Origin of the sequence: Rhodococcus zopfii NBRC 100606 = JCM 9919, assembly GCF_001895025.1 — a bacterium.
GTDB lineage: Bacteria > Actinomycetota > Actinomycetes > Mycobacteriales > Mycobacteriaceae > Rhodococcus > Rhodococcus zopfii.
Window position 1 is genome coordinate 55,457 of record NZ_BCXI01000014.1, and the last position, 17,439, is coordinate 72,895.

The 17,439-nt window shown below is 69.2% G+C and carries 13 protein-coding genes and 1 tRNA gene; 9 read left to right on the forward strand and 5 right to left on the reverse strand.

The features are described 5' to 3' along the window. Positions 1 to 12: 12 nt before the first annotated feature. The 3 genes from hisN (at position 13) to RZ1_RS10250 (ending at position 3,565) form a co-directional block, all read left to right on the forward strand. A complete protein-coding gene (hisN, locus tag RZ1_RS10240; RefSeq protein WP_072811485.1) occupies positions 13 to 807 on the forward strand; it encodes a histidinol-phosphatase in 795 nt (264 codons plus the stop codon). A 101-nt stretch (positions 808 to 908) separates the two neighbouring features. After that, positions 909 to 2,324: an acyl-CoA dehydrogenase family protein gene (locus tag RZ1_RS10245; protein WP_072811486.1), complete on the forward strand. Its 1,416-nt coding sequence runs from the start codon at positions 909 to 911 to the stop codon at positions 2,322 to 2,324. Between the two features lie 29 nt (positions 2,325 to 2,353). Beyond that, a complete protein-coding gene (locus tag RZ1_RS10250) occupies positions 2,354 to 3,565 on the forward strand; it encodes an acyl-CoA dehydrogenase family protein (protein WP_072811487.1) in 1,212 nt (403 codons plus the stop codon). 57 nt (positions 3,566 to 3,622) lie between these two features. Here the strand turns inward: RZ1_RS10250 and RZ1_RS10255 are convergent, their stop codons facing one another. Then, positions 3,623 to 4,435: a TspO/MBR family protein gene (locus tag RZ1_RS10255; RefSeq protein ID WP_072811488.1), complete on the reverse strand. Its 813-nt coding sequence runs from the start codon at positions 4,433 to 4,435 to the stop codon at positions 3,623 to 3,625. Between the two features lie 95 nt (positions 4,436 to 4,530). Continuing rightward, positions 4,531 to 5,745, reverse strand: coding sequence for a winged helix-turn-helix domain-containing protein (locus RZ1_RS10260; RefSeq protein WP_072811489.1), 1,215 nt, complete (start codon positions 5,743 to 5,745; stop codon positions 4,531 to 4,533). Positions 5,746 to 5,876: 131 nt separating this feature from the next. Between RZ1_RS10260 and RZ1_RS10265 the strand changes: the two genes are divergently transcribed. Further along, positions 5,877 to 7,499, forward strand: coding sequence for an acyl-CoA synthetase (locus RZ1_RS10265; RefSeq protein WP_072811490.1), 1,623 nt, complete (start codon positions 5,877 to 5,879; stop codon positions 7,497 to 7,499). An 81-nt stretch (positions 7,500 to 7,580) separates the two neighbouring features. Here the strand turns inward: RZ1_RS10265 and RZ1_RS10270 are convergent. Then, positions 7,581 to 7,657, reverse strand: a tRNA-Met gene (locus RZ1_RS10270). 512 nt (positions 7,658 to 8,169) lie between these two features. On the opposite strand from RZ1_RS10270, the gene RZ1_RS10275 reads away from it, so the two are divergent. Further along, positions 8,170 to 8,682: a transglycosylase family protein gene (locus RZ1_RS10275; RefSeq protein WP_072811491.1), complete on the forward strand. Its 513-nt coding sequence runs from the start codon at positions 8,170 to 8,172 to the stop codon at positions 8,680 to 8,682. Between the two features lie 59 nt (positions 8,683 to 8,741). Here RZ1_RS10275 and RZ1_RS10280 read toward each other — a convergent pair whose 3' ends face one another. Next, positions 8,742 to 11,732: a UPF0182 family protein gene (locus RZ1_RS10280; protein WP_174565185.1), complete on the reverse strand. Its 2,991-nt coding sequence runs from the start codon at positions 11,730 to 11,732 to the stop codon at positions 8,742 to 8,744. Positions 11,733 to 11,907: 175 nt separating this feature from the next. Here RZ1_RS10280 and RZ1_RS10285 point away from each other — a divergent pair, with 175 nt between their 5' ends. Next, on the forward strand, positions 11,908 to 12,510 hold the full coding sequence (locus RZ1_RS10285; RefSeq protein WP_072811494.1) for a PPA1309 family protein: 603 nt from the start codon (positions 11,908 to 11,910) through the stop codon (positions 12,508 to 12,510). 10 nt (positions 12,511 to 12,520) lie between these two features. On the opposite strand, the gene RZ1_RS10290 is transcribed toward RZ1_RS10285, so the two are convergent. Then, the gene (locus RZ1_RS10290) at positions 12,521 to 13,546 is read right to left on the reverse strand and encodes a YlbL family protein (protein ID WP_072811495.1); all 1,026 of its coding nucleotides are present in this window, start codon (positions 13,544 to 13,546) and stop codon (positions 12,521 to 12,523) included. Between the two features lie 89 nt (positions 13,547 to 13,635). Between RZ1_RS10290 and RZ1_RS10295 the strand changes: the two genes are divergently transcribed. The 3 genes from RZ1_RS10295 (at position 13,636) to RZ1_RS10305 (ending at position 17,412) form a co-directional block, all read left to right on the forward strand. Next, positions 13,636 to 15,096 (forward strand): zinc-dependent metalloprotease, encoded by a 1,461-nt coding sequence (locus tag RZ1_RS10295; protein WP_072811496.1) that lies wholly within the window; start codon positions 13,636 to 13,638, stop codon positions 15,094 to 15,096. Between the two features lie 94 nt (positions 15,097 to 15,190). Then, the gene (locus RZ1_RS10300; RefSeq protein WP_072811497.1) at positions 15,191 to 16,072 is read left to right on the forward strand and encodes a hypothetical protein; all 882 of its coding nucleotides are present in this window, start codon (positions 15,191 to 15,193) and stop codon (positions 16,070 to 16,072) included. Beyond that, positions 16,069 to 17,412, forward strand: coding sequence for an ABC1 kinase family protein (locus RZ1_RS10305; protein WP_072811706.1), 1,344 nt, complete (start codon positions 16,069 to 16,071; stop codon positions 17,410 to 17,412). The genes RZ1_RS10300 and RZ1_RS10305 overlap by 4 nt, the downstream gene beginning before the upstream one ends. The last annotated feature ends 27 nt before the right edge of the window (positions 17,413 to 17,439 follow it).

Below are 17,439 nucleotides of genomic sequence, written 5' to 3' on the forward strand. Positions count from 1 at the left end.
AGCGTTCTCGGCATGACCACCGACTTCACCGCCGACCTGGACCTCGCCCTGCGCATCGCCGACGAGGCGGACGCCGTCACCCGCGAGCGCTTCGGCGCGCAGGATCTGAAGGTGAGCGACAAGCCGGACCTGACACCGGTGTCCGACGCGGATCTCGCGGTGGAACGTCTGGTCCGCGACGTGCTCGGTTCCGAGCGGCCTGCGGACGCGGTGCTCGGCGAGGAGTTCGGCGGCGATGCGGTGTTCTCCGGCCGTCAGTGGGTGGTGGATCCGATCGACGGAACCAAGAACTTCGTGCGCGGCGTGCCGGTGTGGGCCAGCCTGATCGCGCTGCTCGACGACGGGATTCCGGTGATCGGCGTGGTGAGCGCACCGGCGCTGAACCGCCGGTGGTGGGCCGCCGCCGGACAGGGTGCCTGGACCTCCTTCGGAGGTGGGGCTGCGCGCCGGATCGCCGTGTCTGAGGTGACGAGCACGGCGTCGGCGTCGTTGAGTTTCTCGAGTCTGTCGGGCTGGCGTGACCGGGGCCTGCGCGACGAGTTCGTCGCCCTCACCGACGAGGTGTGGCGGGTCCGCGCGTACGGCGACTTCTTCTCGTACTGCCTGCTGGCGGAGGGCGCTCTCGACATCGCGCTCGAGCCGGAGGTCTCCCTCTGGGACCTCGCCGCGCTCGACGTGCTGGTCCGCGAGGCCGGGGGCCGGTTCACCAACGTCGAGGGGGCGGGCGGGCCGCACGGCGGCAGCGCCGTCGCGACCAATTCGGCGCTGCACGACGCCGTGCTCTCGAGGTTGCGCCCGACGCACTGACCTGCGTCGGCACAGTCGCCGGATACTTCTTACTCCGTAGTAGACACGCTTCTTACTCCAGAGTAAGGTTCGTGGGGTCCGATCCCCTCGAGAGACTTCTGGTGATCATGAGCAAGCAAGACAGTGTGGCCCGGAACGCCCGACGCGATACGTCTGCGGTCGGCTTGAACCCCGTCAAGCGCGATGTCATGGGCGCCGCGATGCGCGTGCTCACGCGGATCACCGGTTCGGAGCTGGCGGATCGCTACAACTTCCGCCAGACCATCGACCGGGCCACGTACCAGTCCACCAAGACCGGCTTCAAGACGCTCGGCGCCGCCACGCGCGCGTTCAAGCAGGTTTCCGGCGGCGGAACGCCCCAACGCCTCGACACCCCGAAGAACCACGACTTCTTCGACCTCACCCCCACCGACGATCAGCAGATGATCGCCGAGACCGTCCGCGAATTCGCGGCCGAGATCCTCCGGCCCGCAGCCCACGACGCCGACGCGGCCGCCGCCGCACCCGCCGACCTGCTCGCGCGCGCCGCCGAGCTCGGCATCACCCTCGTCAACGTCCCCGAGGCGTTCGACGGCGCCGCCACCGAGCGCGGCACCGTCACCAACGCACTCGTCGCCGAAGCACTCGCGCACGGCGACATGGGCCTGGCGCTGCCGATCCTCGCGCCCAGCGGCGTCGCAGTCGCCCTCACCCACTGGGGCAGCGACGAGCAGCAGAAGACCTACCTGCCCGCATTCGCGAGCGACGACGTGCCGCAGGCATCGGTCGTCATCACCGAGCCCCGCGCCCTGTTCGATCCGTTCGCGCTGCAGACCAAGGCGGTGCGCTCCCCCAGCGGCTACCGCCTCAACGGCGTCAAGGCACTCGTCCCGGCCGCGGGCAGCGCCGAGCTGTTCGTCGTCGCCGCCGAACTCGACGGCCGCCCGGCACTGTTCATCGTCGAAGCCAAGAGCAAGGGCGTCGTCGTCGAGGCCGACCCGAGCATGGGCCTGCGGGCCGCCGGTCTCGGCCGGCTGCACCTGACCGACGTCGCGGTGCCGCAGTCGGCGCTGCTCGGCTGGGACGGAACCGATTCGCACGACACCGCCGCCGCGGACCTGCGCGCCGAGCAGTACGCCGACGCCGTGCGTCTGGCGCGTCTGGGCTGGGCGTCGCTCGCGATGGGCACCGGCCAGGCCGTCCTCGACTACGTGATTCCCTATGTCAACGAGCGCGAGGCGTTCGGCGAACCGATCAGCCACCGCCAGGCCGTGGCATTCATGGTCGCCAACATCAAGATCGAGCTCGACGGCATCCGCCTCGTCACCCTGCGCGGCGCATCCCGCGCGGAGCAGGGTCTGTCGTTCGGGCGGGAGGCGGCGCTCGCCCGCAAGCTCGCCACCGACAAGGGCATGCAGATCGGCCTCGACGGCGTGCAGCTGCTCGGTGGCCACGGTTTCACCAAGGAACATCCCGTCGAGCGCTGGTACCGCGACCTGCGTGCCGTCGGCGTTGCCGAGGGCGTCGTCCTCATCTGAGCGGTCCGACCCGAACAAGGAACCGGTAAATGATCAATCTCGAACTTCCCAAGAAGCTCAAGGCCTCAGCCAATCAGGCTCATCAGGTCGCCGCGCAGATCTTCCGTCCCGTCTCCCGCAAGTACGATCTCGCCGAGCACGTGTACCCGGTCGAGCTCGACACGATGGCTGCGATGGTCGAGGGGCTCAACGACTCCGGGCAGGGCGCCGCCGGCGCCGCACTCGGGCGCGACTCGAAGAAGCAGGGCGCCGCCACCGGCAACTCCAACGGCGGGAACATGGCCGGGCTGCTCAACGTCATCGAAACCTGCTGGGGTGACGTCGGTCTGACCTTGTCCATCCCCTACCAGGGGCTCGGGAACTCCGCGATCGCCGCGGTCGCCACCGACGAACAGCTCGAGCGGTTCGGCAAAGTGTGGGCGTCGATGGCGATCACCGAACCGAGCTTCGGCTCCGACTCGGCGGCCGTGACCGCCACCGCCGTTCTCGACGGCGACGAGTGGGTTCTCAACGGCGAGAAGATCTTCGTCACCGCCGGTGAGCGTTCGACGCACGTCGTCGTGTGGGCCAGTGTCGACAAGTCCAAGGGCCGCGCCGCGATCAAGTCGTTCGTGGTGCCGCGCGACGCGCCGGGGCTGAGCGTCGCCCGGCTCGAGCACAAACTCGGCATCAAGGCTTCCGACACCGCGGTGCTGCTGCTGCAGGATTGCCGCATCCCGAAGGACAACATCCTCGGATCCCCCGAGGTGAACGTCGAGCAGGGCTTCGCGGGCGTCATGCAGACCTTCGACAACACCCGCCCCATCGTCGCCGGCATGGCAATCGGTCTGGGACGGGCCGTGCTCGAGGAACTGCGCGCGATCCTGTCCGAGGCGGGCGTCGAGGTGTCCTACGATATTCCGCCGAACAACCAGCACGCCGCAGCCGCCGAATTCCTGGCGCTCGAGGCGGATTGGGAGGCGTCGTACCTGCTGGCGCTGCGCGCCACCTGGATGGCCGACAACAAGAAGCCGAACTCGCTCGAGGCGTCCATCTCGAAGGCGAAGGCCGGCCGCACCGGGACCGCGGTGTCACTCAAAGCCGTCGAACTCGCCGGCACCTACGGGTATTCGGAGCGTCCGCTGCTCGAGAAGTGGGCGCGGGACGCCAAGATCCTCGACATCTTCGAGGGCACCCAGCAGATCCAGCAGCTCATCGTGGCGCGACGCCTGCTCGGCAAGTCGTCGTCCGAATTGAAATAGACTGCACCCCAGGGAAACCCGGTCCGGACCGCTACCGCGGTCCGGACCGGACCCGTTTTACCGCGGTTCCGCTCCCGACGAGGCGGTCCGCACCACCACCGCCGAGACCGCCGCCACCACCGCGGCGACAACGGCAGCCACCGCCGCCGGCGTGGACTGCCATCCTTCGGAGTCGGTGCGGGCCAAGGCAATCCACAGCAGACCCCAGACGACCGCAGCGGCGACCGCGAGCCGGCCACGTCCGACGACGGCCACGACCACCGATACCACGGCCACCAGGGCGAGAACGACCACCGCCCACGTGTCCGCGCCGAGACCCAGTGGGTCGACCCGGTCGGCCTGCAACGCGGCCGCGATGTTCGCCACGGTCGCGACCGCCACCCATCCCAGATAGACGAACATCGTGCCGTCGACCACCACGGCCTCCAGGCGAGATCCGGGGCGGGATGCGGAGAGCAGCACGAACACCCTCGCCAAGACGGCAAGCAGCACCACGATGATCGCGACGCTGAGCCACACCAGGTCGAACTGCACCGCCAGGATCCACGCCGCGTTGAGCAGCATCGACGCCGCGATCCACCACCCGGCCTGTCGCTGGCGCGTACTCGGGCGTTGCGTCGGCAGTGCCTGCCACACCGCGAGCGCGATCAACCCGAGATAGATGAGCGTCCAGATCGAGAAGGCGGCGCCGCCGGGTGCGACGGCCGTCGCGTCGGCCGACAGCGCTCCCCCGGCCGCCTCCGACACCGGCGTTCCGGCGACCGCTCCGGAGCCGAGAAGCGAGAACACCACCGCGACGACCGCACACAGGGCGACGATCGTTGATCGAACCGAGTCGGTGGACGAGGCTGCGACAGCTGGGGGCGTCATGCGACCCGAGATGCCCGTTCCTCCGCCTGACGAAACCCTGGGCGGTGGCCGACAGGACGGGGCGGTCGAAACCGCGGTGACCGGAACCGCCGCGATCAGAACCGCGCCGCCAGTTCGGCGACCAGGTCGCCGCGGTCTCCGATCACGACATCGGACAGACCGAGCCAGGTCGCCATCTCCCGCAACTCGTCGGCGAGCGATTCGGCGACTTCACCCGCGGCGCGGCCCGGTTCGACGAACGCGCCGGGCACGCGCAGGGCGTCGGCAGCGCGGTCGGCCTTGAGGTCCACCCGCGCGACCAGGTCGCCGTTCTGCAGAAACGGGAAGACGTAGTACCCGTGGATCCTCTTGTGCGCCGGCGTGTAGATCTCGATGCGGTACCGGAAGCCGAACAGTCGCTCGGTGCGCGGCCGGCAGAAGACCAGCGGATCGAAAGGGCACAGCAGCGCGGTGCCGTGCGCGCGGCGCGGGATCCGGGACCCGGCATGCAGGTAGGCGGGATCGGACCAGCCGCGCACGGTGACCGGCACGAGCGCGCCGTCGTCGACGAGTTCGGCCACGGCCGCCGCGGTCTGCTCGGCCGAGAGGCGGTAATAGTCCCGGAGGTCGGCAGCGGTGGCCACACCGAGCGACCGCGCCGATCTCCGCACGAGCTCGCGGACCGCGTCGCGCTCGCCGATCTCCGCACCGATCACGCCGTCGGGGAGCACCCGTTCCGCGAGGTCGTAGTGCCGGGTGAATGCGACCCGCCGGTCGACCGACAACGCTCCGGACGCGAAGAGTTGCTCGCAGATCACCTTCGTGTCGGTGCGGCCCCACCAGGGCCCGCCCCGATCCTGCGGCGTGATCTGCAGATGCCGTTCGATGTCGCCGGCGGTGGCGGCGCCGACCTCCGTGACGACGTCGAGAACGTCCTTACCCAGCGTCGGATTCTGTTCCATCACACGTCGTTCCCCGGCCCAGCGCCCATGCGAGTAGCGCGTCATGCGCCACCTCATCAGCGGCCAGTCCGCGACGGGAATCAGCGCGGCCTCGTGCGCCCAGTATTCGACGAGGGCTCGCGGCGAGCGGCCGGTGTTCTGCCAGGCCGCGCCGTCGAGGAGATCGCGGTCGTAGCCGCCGATCCTGCTGAACACCGGCATGTAGTGGGCACGGACGGCCACCGAGACCGAGTCGAGCTGAAGCAGCGAGGTTCGCTGGACAGCGCGCAACACGTGGCGGCGGGTTGCCCGGCCCGCGGGGCGGCGGTCGGCGAATCCCTGGGCGGCGAGGACGACCCGTCGGGCCGCGTCGGCGGTCAATTCCAGCACCCCTCCACACTGCCATCGACCACCGACATCGACGCTTTCCCGCCGACGGGCCGGCGGCGAGCGGAAAGACGCCCACGTCCGCTGTGATGTACGTCACGATGGGTGAGTCCCTCGAAGACAGGAGGTGCCGTATGTCGGCGCAGGATCTCGTCCGGAAGATCACCGACACCATCGGATCGCTTGCGGTGATGCAACGCGCCGGGATGCTGCCGTTCCCCCGGGTCGACCACGCGGTCTCCACGCTCCTCGCGGTGCGAAAGTACGGGCCGTTCGCCGGGACGGTGCACGCCGACGTCGCCCGCGGCCTCGACGCCGTTGCGATCGTCGACGAACGCGGCGCATTGAGCTACCGGAACCTCGACGGCATGTCGAACGCGCTGGTGCGCGCGTGGCAGGCCGACGGCATGCGCCCGGGTACGGCGCTGGGCGTGATGGCGCGCAACCACCGCGGCCTGGTGCTGACGATGATCGCCTCGGCGAAGCTCGGCACGAATCTCGTGATGATGAACACCGGACTCGCACCCCGCCAACTCGCGGACATCGCGGCCCGCGAGAACGTCGAGACGTTCGTCTTCGACTCCGAGTTCGCCGATGCCGCAGCCGCCCTGCCGGCAGGCACGCGGACCTATCTGTCGTGGCAGGACGAGCCGGTTCCCGGCGCGCCGTCGATCGAGTCGCTGCTCGCCGAGTTCGATCGATCGGCGGTCCCGGCCCCGTCGGAGCCGGGCGGATTCGTGCTGCTCACCAGTGGCACGACGGGCACCCCGAAAGGCGCCCCCCGTGGCCGGACCTCTCCGTTCGCGTCGGCCCAGTTCCTCGACCGGGTCCCGTTGCGTCGCGGGCAGCGGATGCTCATGGCCGCCCCCGCCTTCCACGGCACCGGCGTCTCCCAGATGGCCATGGCCCTGGCGCTCGGCCAGACGGTGATCATGCCACGCCGGTTCGATCCCCTCGAGACGCTGCGTCTTGTCGAGGCGGAACGAGCGAACGTGCTGGTCGCGGTGCCCACGATGCTGCAGCGCATCCTCGACCTCGGCCCGGAGAAGATCGCGGAGTTCGACACCTCGAGCTTGAAGATCATCTTCGCCGCCGGGTCGGCCCTGTCCCCCGACCTGTGCCGGCGCACGCGCGAATCGTTCGGCGACGTGCTGCACAACCTGTACGGGTCGACCGAGTGCGCGGTCGCGACGGTCGCAACCCCGGAGGACCTGCGTCGCGCGCCCGGCACGGCCGGCCGGCCACCCGTGTCGTGCCGGGTGGAAATCCTCGACGACACGGGCAACGCCATCACCGAACCCGGGGTCTCCGGGCGCATCTTCGCCGCGAGCGGGTTGAGTTTCGAGGGATACACGGACGGACGCGACAAGGAACGCGTCCGCGGAATGCTCTCGACCGGTGACGTCGGCCACTGGGACGCCGACGGATACCTGTTCGTCGACGGACGCGACGACGACATGATCGTCTCCGGCGGCGAGAACGTGTATCCGCTGGAGGTGGAGAACCTGCTCGTCGAACGCGACGACGTACTCGATGCGGCGGTCGTCGGGGTCGAGGACGCCGAGTTCGGCGCCCGACTGCGGGCGTTCGTGGTCCCCGCGCCCGAAGCAGCACGCGACGCCGAGGACATCAAGGCGTATGTCAAAGCGAACCTGGCGCGCTACAAGGTGCCACGCGAGGTGATCTTCCTCGACGAACTTCCTCGCAACACGACGGGCAAGCTGCTGCGCCGTGTCCTGGTCGACATGGAGATCTGACCCGTCAACCGGTCGTCCGAGATCATACCGGCGCAGGCAAAAGGAAAGGCCGGCATCCGAATTCGAATGCCGGCCTTCCGGTGGTAGCGGGGACAGGATTTGAACCTGCGACCTCTGGGTTATGAGCCCAGCGAGCTACCGAGCTGCTCCACCCCGCGTTGCAGAAACGAAGTTACACGAGCGTTTGAACGGAAAGCAAATCGCCCGCATCGCAATCCCGGGCGAAGGGAATCTTCATCCGGTCAAGCCGAATCCCGGTTCCCGTCACCGGGGCCGCGGCGCCCTCCGCCGCGTGGCCGGGGCCACACGGAGGACATGATTCATTTCACATAACGGGTGGGTAACGGAACTGTGGATCTCGCGTGATTTTCGCGTAGCGACCTGGGGAAACACCTCTGAAGCATCCCACTGGTTGGACACTTGTCCGCCGATTCGGGTGGGGTGACCGCGACGCGGGGGCTCTGTACGGTCGGTCCCGGCCCGAAACCAACGGGCCAACATCGGACTGCCGCTGCTGTCACCCTGCCCCGCAGGATCCGGTGCCTACGAAACCTTCGAGGGGCAGGGACGCGGCCATGAGATGCGTCCGCTCCCGATCGCACCGCCATCCGGTGCTCGACCGGGACGCCGGGCCCGCCGCCGTCAGCGAGCGCGGAGAGGATCCACCCGCATGACCACTCTGTTCAGCAAGCGCGGCCTCGGCATGGCCGTCGCCACCGGCGCCCTCGTCGCCCTCCCGTTCGGCCTCGCCACCGGCACCGCCTCCGCGGCTTCCCACAACTGGGACGGCGTCGCCCAGTGCGAGAGCGGCGGCAACTGGGGCATCAACACCGGCAACGGCTACTACGGCGGCCTCCAGTTCTCCCAGAGCACCTGGGCCGCGAACGGCGGTACCGGCAGCCCGCACACCGCCTCGAAGGAAGAGCAGATCCGCGTCGCCGAGAACACCCTGCAGACCCAGGGTCCCGGCGCGTGGCCGGTGTGCGGCCAGTACCTGACCACCGAGTCCGCTCCCGCTCCGGCTCCGGAGACACCGGCCCCGGCTCCCGCTCCGGTCGCACCCGAGGTTCCCGGCGCGGCCGGCGACCAGGTGCAGCAGGCCCTCGACGCCGCGCGAATCGCCGCCCAGCAGAACGGTTTCGGCGCGCAGTTCCAGCAACTGATCGACATCACCGGTCGCTGACCGAACGCGACGAAGCCGGGCCCCGCAAGCGGGGCCCGGCTTCGTCGGTGTCGCTACGCTCAGCCGCCGGTTGCCTGGTAGGCATCGACCGCGCGCTGCACCCGTTCCAGAGCCCGACCGTAGGCGGCGAAGTCGCCGCTGCGCTGCGCAGTGCTCAGCTCGCTCAACGCGGCGTCGAGTTCGGTCACCGCCGCGGCCCGATCCGCCGGCACCGGAGCCGGTGCAGCCGGCTGCGGCTGCGGCTGCGGTGCGGTCCCTTGCGCCTGTTCGCCGGACGCACCGGAGTCCGCCGGTGCGGTCGGCGCCGATTCGCCGCCCGGTGCGGTGGCCGCATTGCCGACCCCGCCACCGAACACCTGATCCAGTGCTCCCGCCAGCGTCGGCGCGTAACCGATGCGGACACCGCCACCCTGTCCCGGCTCGCGGTAGCTCACCAGCACCCGCGACAGCTGCGGGAACGTCGACGTACTGCCACCGGTCGAATTGCGTTCGGTGTACATCGGCTGGACGTACAGGATGCCGCCCTCCGCGATGGGCAGGGTGAGCAGGTTGCCGTAGTGGATCCGGTTCGATCTCTCGAGCAGAGTCCGTTCCGACGCCACCCGGGTATCGGAGATCATCGCGTTCTGCGTCTGCTCGGGACCGAACGTCTGCGTGTCGGTCGGCAACTGCAGGATCGTGAACTTTCCGTAGTCCTGCGGATCGGCGTCCACCGAGATGTACGCCGACAGGAACTGCCGGTTGTATCCGACCATCGCCGAGCTCAGCCGGAACGACGGCGCAGCCGTCTCCTCGTCACCGACGAGCACGTAGTACGGCGGCTGGTTGGCGTTCGTCTCGACCGTCGGATCCGACGGCACCGACCAGAACGCGTTGTTGGTGAAGAACTCCCGCGGGTCGTCCACGTGGTACTTCGCGAGCATCTCGCGCTGCACCTTGAACAGGTCCTCGGGGTACCGGAAGTGCGAGCGCAACTCGTCGCTGACCTGGTCCTGCGGAGTGACCGCATCCGGGAACACACCCATCCACGCCTTCAGGACCGGATCCTGATCGTCGACCTGGTACAGGGTGACCGTGCCGTCGTACGCGTCGACAGTCGCCTTCACCGAGTTGCGGATGTAGGAGACTTCCTTCCGGGGCAGCAACCGGCCGGTGTTCTGGTCGATGCTGTCCTCGACGAGCCCCTCGAGGGAGCTGCGCTGCGCGTACGGGTAGTTGTCGAGCGTGGTGTACGCATCGACGATCCACACCATCCGTCCGTTCACCGCCGCCGGGTAGGCGTCGCCGTCGGCGGTCAGCCACGGCGCGACCTTGGTGACGCGGTCGCGGGGGTCGCGGTTGAACAGGATCTTCGAATCCTCGCCGATCGCGCCGGAGAACAGGATGTTGCGCTCGGCGTACTTCGCCGCGAACGCGAGCCGGTTGAACCAGTTGCCGATCGAGACACCACCGGACCCGTCGTAGGTGTACTTGTCGGTGTCGGTGTCGTATTCACGCGGACCGGAGTCGCCGGCCGCACCCACGATCGCGTAATCCGGATTTGCCTGTGCGATGACCTCACCGAAGTAGATCCGCGGCTGCTCGACCGGGATCACCTGGCTGTCCGATTTGAGCGAGGCGAGGTCGCTGACCATGTACACCGGGTAGCCGCTGTTGCTGTTGGCGGCTTCCTCCGCCGATTCGCTGGCGGCCGCATTGACTCGGTTCGCCGGTGCCGCGACCAGACCGTTGCCGTGCGTGTACACGGTGTGGCGGTTGATCCAGTCGGTCTGGTTGCCGGTCAGGCTCGACGGGGACAGCTCGCGGGCCGCGACGATGTAGTCCTCGACCCTGCCGTCCACGTTGTACCGGTCGATGTCGAGCGACTGCGGGAACCCGTAGAAGTTCTTGAGCTGCTGCTGCTGCGTGAACGTGCGCGGCAGCACGTTCGGGTCGAGCAGGCGCGTGTTCGCGATGGTCGTCAGGTCCGCGGGCACATTGCTCGGCGACGCGGTGCCGACCCCCGGGTAGTCCCGGTATTCGACCTTGTCGTCGGTGATGCCGTATGCCTCACGGGTTGCGGCGATGTTCCGTTCGATGAAGGGGGACTCCTTGTCCGCGGCGTTCGGGCGCACCGAGAACTGCTCGACCACCAACGGGTACACCGCGCCGACGAGGATCGACGAGAGCACCAGCAGCGCGGTGGCCAGCGCCGGGATGCGCAGATCCCGCAGCACGATCGCCGCGAAGAAGGCGATCGCGCAGATGACCGCGATGGCCAGCAGGATGAGCTTCGCCGGCAGCACCGCGTGGATGTCGGTGTAGCCCGGACCGGTGAACGTCGGTTCCTTCCGGCCGCTCCACAGCAGCGTGTACCGGTCGAGCCAGTACGCGACCGCCTTGAGCGCGACGAACAGACCGGCGAGGACGGCGAGCTGGATCCGCGCGGCGCGGCTGACGTTGCCGCCGCGGCCGGCGAGCCGGATCCCGCCGAAGATGTAGTGGGTGACCAGGTTCGCGATGAGCGCCAGGATCACCGCCACGAACATCCAGTTCAGCAGGAACCGGTAGAACGGCAGGTCGAACGCGTAGAACCCGACATCGAGACCGAATTGCGGATCGACGGTGCCGAAGGAGCCGCCGTTGAAGAACATCTGCACGGTCACCCAGCTGGCCTGCGCGACCAGGCCCGACAGCAGACCCAGCACGATCGGGATGCCGAGCCCGAACATGCGCATGCGGGTCATCACCGTGGTGCGATACCGAGCGACCGGGTCGCTGGGACCGACCGTGGGCACGAACACCGGCCGCGATCGATAGGCCAGCAGCATCGCCAGCCACACGACGGCACCGACGAAGAGCGCGGCCACCAGGAACAGGACGATGCGGGTCACCAGCACCTTGACGTACACGTCGCGGTAGTCGACCTCACCGAACCACAGCCAGTTGGTGTACGCGTCGACGAGCCGGGGACCGAGCAACAACAAGGCCGCGACCACCAGCGCGAGGATCAGTAGAACCTTGCTACGTCTCGACAGGGTGGGTACCCCTGAGGGGGGCCTCATGCCCACGTGTCACACTCCCAATTCTCCGGCGACGCGGATCACGCCGCAGTTGCTCGCCTCCGGCGGCTACCGGTGACCGTTTCGCCCCACTCTACGGAACGATCCGGCCCTGCCGCCGAACCGCCGAGCCCGGGACCGCCGTCCCGCGCGCCGCGGTTGCTCACGGTGCAAGGATAGGACGGTGAGTGAGCATCTTCCCGTCCCGTCCGAAGAAGGCCTGCGCCGCTGCGTCGGTGAGATCGTCGATTTCGTCGACGCCGACGGCTGGGGCCGTCCGCCGGTGATGTTCGCGCTGGTCCCGACCGTGCTGCTGGCGGCGGAGGAGCCGTCGCTCGGCGACCAGCTCGACCAGGGCAGCGAGTACACCCCGATCGAACAGGACGCCTTCCCCGACGATGTCGAGGGTGGCAGCCCGGCGCTCGACGAGTTCCTCGCGACGACCAGCTGGCCACCGTCGGTGGCCGGGTGCGTGCTCGTCCAGGAGATCGTGGTGTTGCCGCCGAGCGCCGAAACGGACCTCGACGACGCGCTCGTCCCGCGGCTGGCCGACGCGCACGCTGCGGACGAGGCGGCCCGGCACGCGGCGCACAGTCATCCCGAGCGGCGGGACGCGCGCCTGATCGCGGCGGTGCTGCGCGACGGGCCGTCACAATGCCTGCTGCAGCTGCGTCCCACCGACGACGACGATCCGTTCGCGGGAATCGAACTGCGCACCTACGAGAACCTGGCGCCGAATCTGGTCGCCGCGCTGTACGCGACGCTCGAGCCCGGCGACGACGACTGACGCCCGGCCGTCAACCGCAGGTGGGTGCGTCGCCACCCGCGGTGACGGCCGCGAGAGCGTCGATCGCGCCCGCGAGGGATTCGACGCGGATCAGCTGCAGACCGTCGGGGACGTCGGTGAGCGCCTCGGCGCAATTGTCGGCGGGCACCAGGAAGACGGTGGCGCCGTCCTCGACCGCACCCTCGAGCTTGTGGGTGATGCCGCCGATCGGTCCGACTTTGCCGTCCGAATCGATGGTGCCGGTGCCCGCGACGGCGAGCCCGCCGTTGAGCGGTCCGGGACTGAGCTTGTCGACGACGGCGAGGCTGAACATGAGGCCGGCCGAGGGTCCGCCGATGTCGGCGAGGTTGAACGTGACGGTGAAGGGCACCTCGGGCACCTCCTCGGTGGTGATCCCGAGATAGCCCTTGTCCGGGTCACCCGGACGTGACGCGACGGTGACCTGCACAGCCTCGTCGACGCCGTCGCGGCGTACCTGCACATCCAGTTCCGTGCCCGGCGCGACCGCACCGACGGCGCGCTGCACGCTGCCGGCGGTGGTCACCTGTTCGCCCGCGACCGCGACGATCTGATCGCCCTCCCGGAACACTCCGGTGGCCGGTGCATCGTCGCCGACCTGCGCGACCCGTACGGTCACCGGCATGTCGAGGTGGTGCAGCGCGGCGAGTTCGGCGCTGCGTTCGGACTGCGTGAACATCTCCTGGTCGGCGGCGCGGACGTCGTCCTTGCTGACATCCGGCGGGTACACGGTCTCGCGCGGAGCGAGCGCGTACCGGTCGCTGATCCACACCGTCAGAGCCTGCGCGAGCGTCAGCTGGTCGTTGACGCCGACCGTAGTCATCCGCAGCTGGCCGCTGGTCGCGTCGGGTTCGACGCCGTCGATCTGCACGACGGGCTTGCCGTCGGCCTCGCCGAGCGTGTCGAACGTCGGCCCCGGACCGAGCGCCACGTACGGAGCCTTCGTATTGGTGGCGATACCCGCCAGGCCCAGGAGGGGGATCAGCACCGCGAGCGGCGTCACGAAGCGTCGATTCACCCGGCCCAGGGTAGCGGGCAGCCGATGTTCGCGATCAGCGTGATCACGGATGTCCGATCCCCACGCCGGCGCCTTGTACCGTTGAATACATGAGCGACACGCCTTTCGGATTCTCGAGCTCCGACGACGACCCGGACCGGAAGAAGGACGACAATTCCGGCACCGGCGGGTCCGGATCGGAGGGCGGCGCGTCCGGCGGCTTCCCGTTCGGTTTCGGGCTGCCCGGCGGCGCGAACCCGTTCGGCGGCGGCGACGCCGGTGCGAATCCGTTCGGGGCGCAGGGTTTCGACCCGTCGCAGTTCGGCCAGATGCTCTCCCAGTTCGGTCAGATGCTCAGCGGTATGGGCAGCGCGATGGGCACCGGCGGTTCCGGGCCGGTGAACTACGAGATTGCGATGAAGCTGGCCCGGCAGCAGGTCGGGTCGTTCACACCCGTCTCCTCCGGAGAAGCCGACGCGGTCCGCGACGCGGCGCATCTCGCCGAACTCTGGCTCGACGGCGCGACCACGCTCCCCGCGGGCGCGACCCGCACGGTCGCGTGGACGCCGGTCGAGTGGCTCGAGAACACCCTCGACACCTGGAAGCGGCTGTGCGATCCGGTGGCCGAGCAGGTCAACGGCATGTGGCTGCAGGGTCTGCCGGAGGAGGCCCGCACGATGGCGGGTCCGATGCTGGGCATGTTCGGTCAGATGGGCGGACTCGCGTTCGGTTCTCAGCTGGGTCAGGCGCTCGGTCAGTTGTCGAAGGAGGTACTGACCTCCACCGACATCGGTCTGCCGCTCGGTCCGGCCGGGACCGCGGCGTTGCTGCCCGAGGCGGTGGGCAGGTTCGGGGAGGGTCTCGAACAGCCCGCGCAGGAGGTTCTGGTGTTCCTGGCCGCCCGTGAGGCGGCGCACCACCGTCTCTACAGCCACGTGCCGTGGCTGCGGCAGCGGTTGCTCTCGACCGTCGAGGAGTACGCCCGCAATATTCGCATGGACTTCTCCGCCATCGAGGATCTCGCGCAGGGCCTGGACCCGTCCGCGCTGACCGACCCGTCGAAGCTCCAGGAGATCCTCCAGCAGGGCGCCCTCGAACCGCAGACCACCCCGGAGCAGAAGCAGGCTCTCGAACGGCTCGAGACGCTGCTCGCCCTCGTCGAGGGCTGGGTCGAGACCGTGGTGTCGAATGCGCTCGGCGAGCGGCTGCCCGGAGCGTCGGCGCTGAGCGAGACCCTGCGGCGGCGCCGCGCCTCCGGTGGTCCCGCCGAGCAGACCTTCGCGACGCTGGTCGGCCTCGAACTGCGGCCGCGCAAGCTGCGGGAAGCCGCGGCGCTGTGGCGCACCCTCACCGAGCAGGCCGGCGCGGAAGCGCGGGACAAGGTGTGGGCCCATCCGGATCTGCTGCCCGATGCGTCCGATCTGGACAGCCCGGCCGGGTTCGTCGATCGGATGCTCGGCGGCGACACCGGGGTGTTCGACGATCCGATCGCTCAGCTGCGGGCCGTCGAGGAACGCGAACGCGCGGAGAGGGAGAAGGGCGACGGGGTCGATCCCGACGAATCGGCCTAGCACCCTGTTTCCGCAGGCAGCAGCAGATTTCGCCCTGTGGATAACTCGGTGATCGAGGGCGGCGCCGGACGATGCGGCTGTCAGGCTCGACGTCATGACGTCGACATCTGCGCACACGTCCGGCCCCGCCCTCGACCACTGCCTCGAGCTGCTGCGCCGCCCGGACGGCACCGTCCAGCTCGGATGGGGACCGGACACCGGTGCTCTGGTGGTTCCACCGGAGGGCATCGATGCGTTCGATCTGCTCACCGTGCTGCGGATGCTCGACGGCCGTCACCCGCGTGAGAGGGTCCTCGCCCGCATCACCGAGCGCGGCGTGGATGCCGCCGCGGTCGACGCGATCCTCGACGAGCTCGTCTCGTACGGGGCACTGCGGGATCCCGCGCGCACCGGCTCGGACACCACCGTGGAACCGCGAGTGCGTATCCACGGCGACGGACCGCTCGCCGATGCGATCGCCGCGCACCTGGGGGTGTCCTCGGTGCGGGTGTCCCGGTCCGGTTCGTATCCGCAGACCAGCGATGTCGCGGCGTGGAACGTGCAGTGTGTGCTCCTCACCGACGATCTGACCCCGGATCCGCACCTCGTCGTGGATCTGATGCGGCACCGGATCCCGCACCTGCCGGTCCGGCTCCGCGACGGTCGCGGTGTCGTCGGACCGTTCGTCGTGCCCGGCCGGACCAGTTGCCTGCGCTGCGCGGACCTGGCCCGCACCGATCTCGACCCGGCGTGGCCGCACCTCGCAGCCCAGCTGTGGGGCCGGGTCGGTCGCGCCGACCCCGCCGTCGTCCTGGCGACCGCGGCGGTCGCGGTGGGACAGATCGATGCTGCCGCGACCGGCCGTCCGGAGAACGCGCCGCTCCTGGTCGACCGCACGCTCGAGGTGGACCTCGACGCACACCGGTTCACGACACGCCGCTGGTTCTGGCATCCACGGTGTACGTGCACACCGGCGACGGGTGCGGGTCGGGCATGATGGTGGGCGTGGCCGAAATTCCCCGCAAGAGCTCCTCCCGCACCGCCAAACTGGCGAGCATCCCGCTCGGGATCGCCGGACGCGCCGCCGTGGGCTTCGGTCGCCGGCTGGCCGGCGGCGACCGCGACGAGATCGACGCCGAGCTGACCGCAAAGGCGGCCGAACAACTGTTCTCCGTCCTCGGCGAACTCAAGGGCGGCGCCATGAAGTTCGGCCAGGCACTGAGCGTCATGGAGGCGGCCGTCCCGGAGGAGTTCGCCGAACCGTATCGCGAGGCCCTGACCAAGCTGCAGTCCGAGGCTCCGCCGCTGCCCGCGAAGGCTGTGCACCGGATGCTCGATCAGCAGCTCGGGACAAGGTGGCGTGAGCGTTTCGCGTCGTTCGACGACGTACCGACGGCGTCGGCGAGCATCGGACAGGTGCACCGGGCGGTGTGGTCCGACGGCCGCGAGGTCGCGGTGAAGGTGCAGTACCCGGGTGCCGACGAGGCGTTGCGCGCGGATCTGCGCACCCTGCAACGGTTCGCGGGACTGTTCGCGACGGTCATGCCCGGCACCGACGTGCGTCCGGTCCTCGACGAATTGTCGGCCCGCACCGAGGAAGAACTCGACTACCGCATCGAGGCGGACAACCAGCGGGCCTTCGCCCGAGCCTTCGATGGCGACCCCCGCTTCCTGGTGCCGCATGTTGTCGCAAGCGCGCCGAAAGTTGTAGTGACCGAGTGGCTTTCGGCGACACCACTGTCGGCGATCATCCAGAAGGGTACTCGCGAGCAGCGCAACCGCGCGGGGGCCCTGCTCGCCGAGTTCCATTTCGCCTCCCCCGCCCAGGTCGGGCTGTTGCACAGCGATCCGCATCCGGGGAACTTCATGCTGCTCGACGACGGACGTCTGGGGATCATCGATTTCGGCGCGACCGCGTCGATGCCCGACGGTCTGCCGGCGGTACTGGGCCGGATGGTGCGCCTGGCGGTGGACGAGCGGTTCGACGAGCTGACCGAGCTGCTGTACACGAATCGGTTCGTGTTGCCCGGCAAGGAGGTCACGGATCGCGAGATCGCGGACTATCTGCGGCCGTTCACCGATCCGATCCGCGCCGAGTCGTTCCACTTCACACGGGCATGGCTGCAGAAGGCCGCGGGCACGGCCACCGACTTCTCGAGCCCGCAGTTCCGCACCGCGCGGACACTGAATCTGCCGCCGGAGTACGTGAGTGTGTTCCGCGTGCTGCTCGGCTCGGTGGGGATCTGCGCGCAGCTCGACGCGTACGCGCCGTACATGCGGATCCTGTCGGAATGGTTGCCCGGTTTCACCGACGACCGGTCTGAGGCCCTCGAGTGATTCCCTGATCTCGGGGCCCCGGACCGG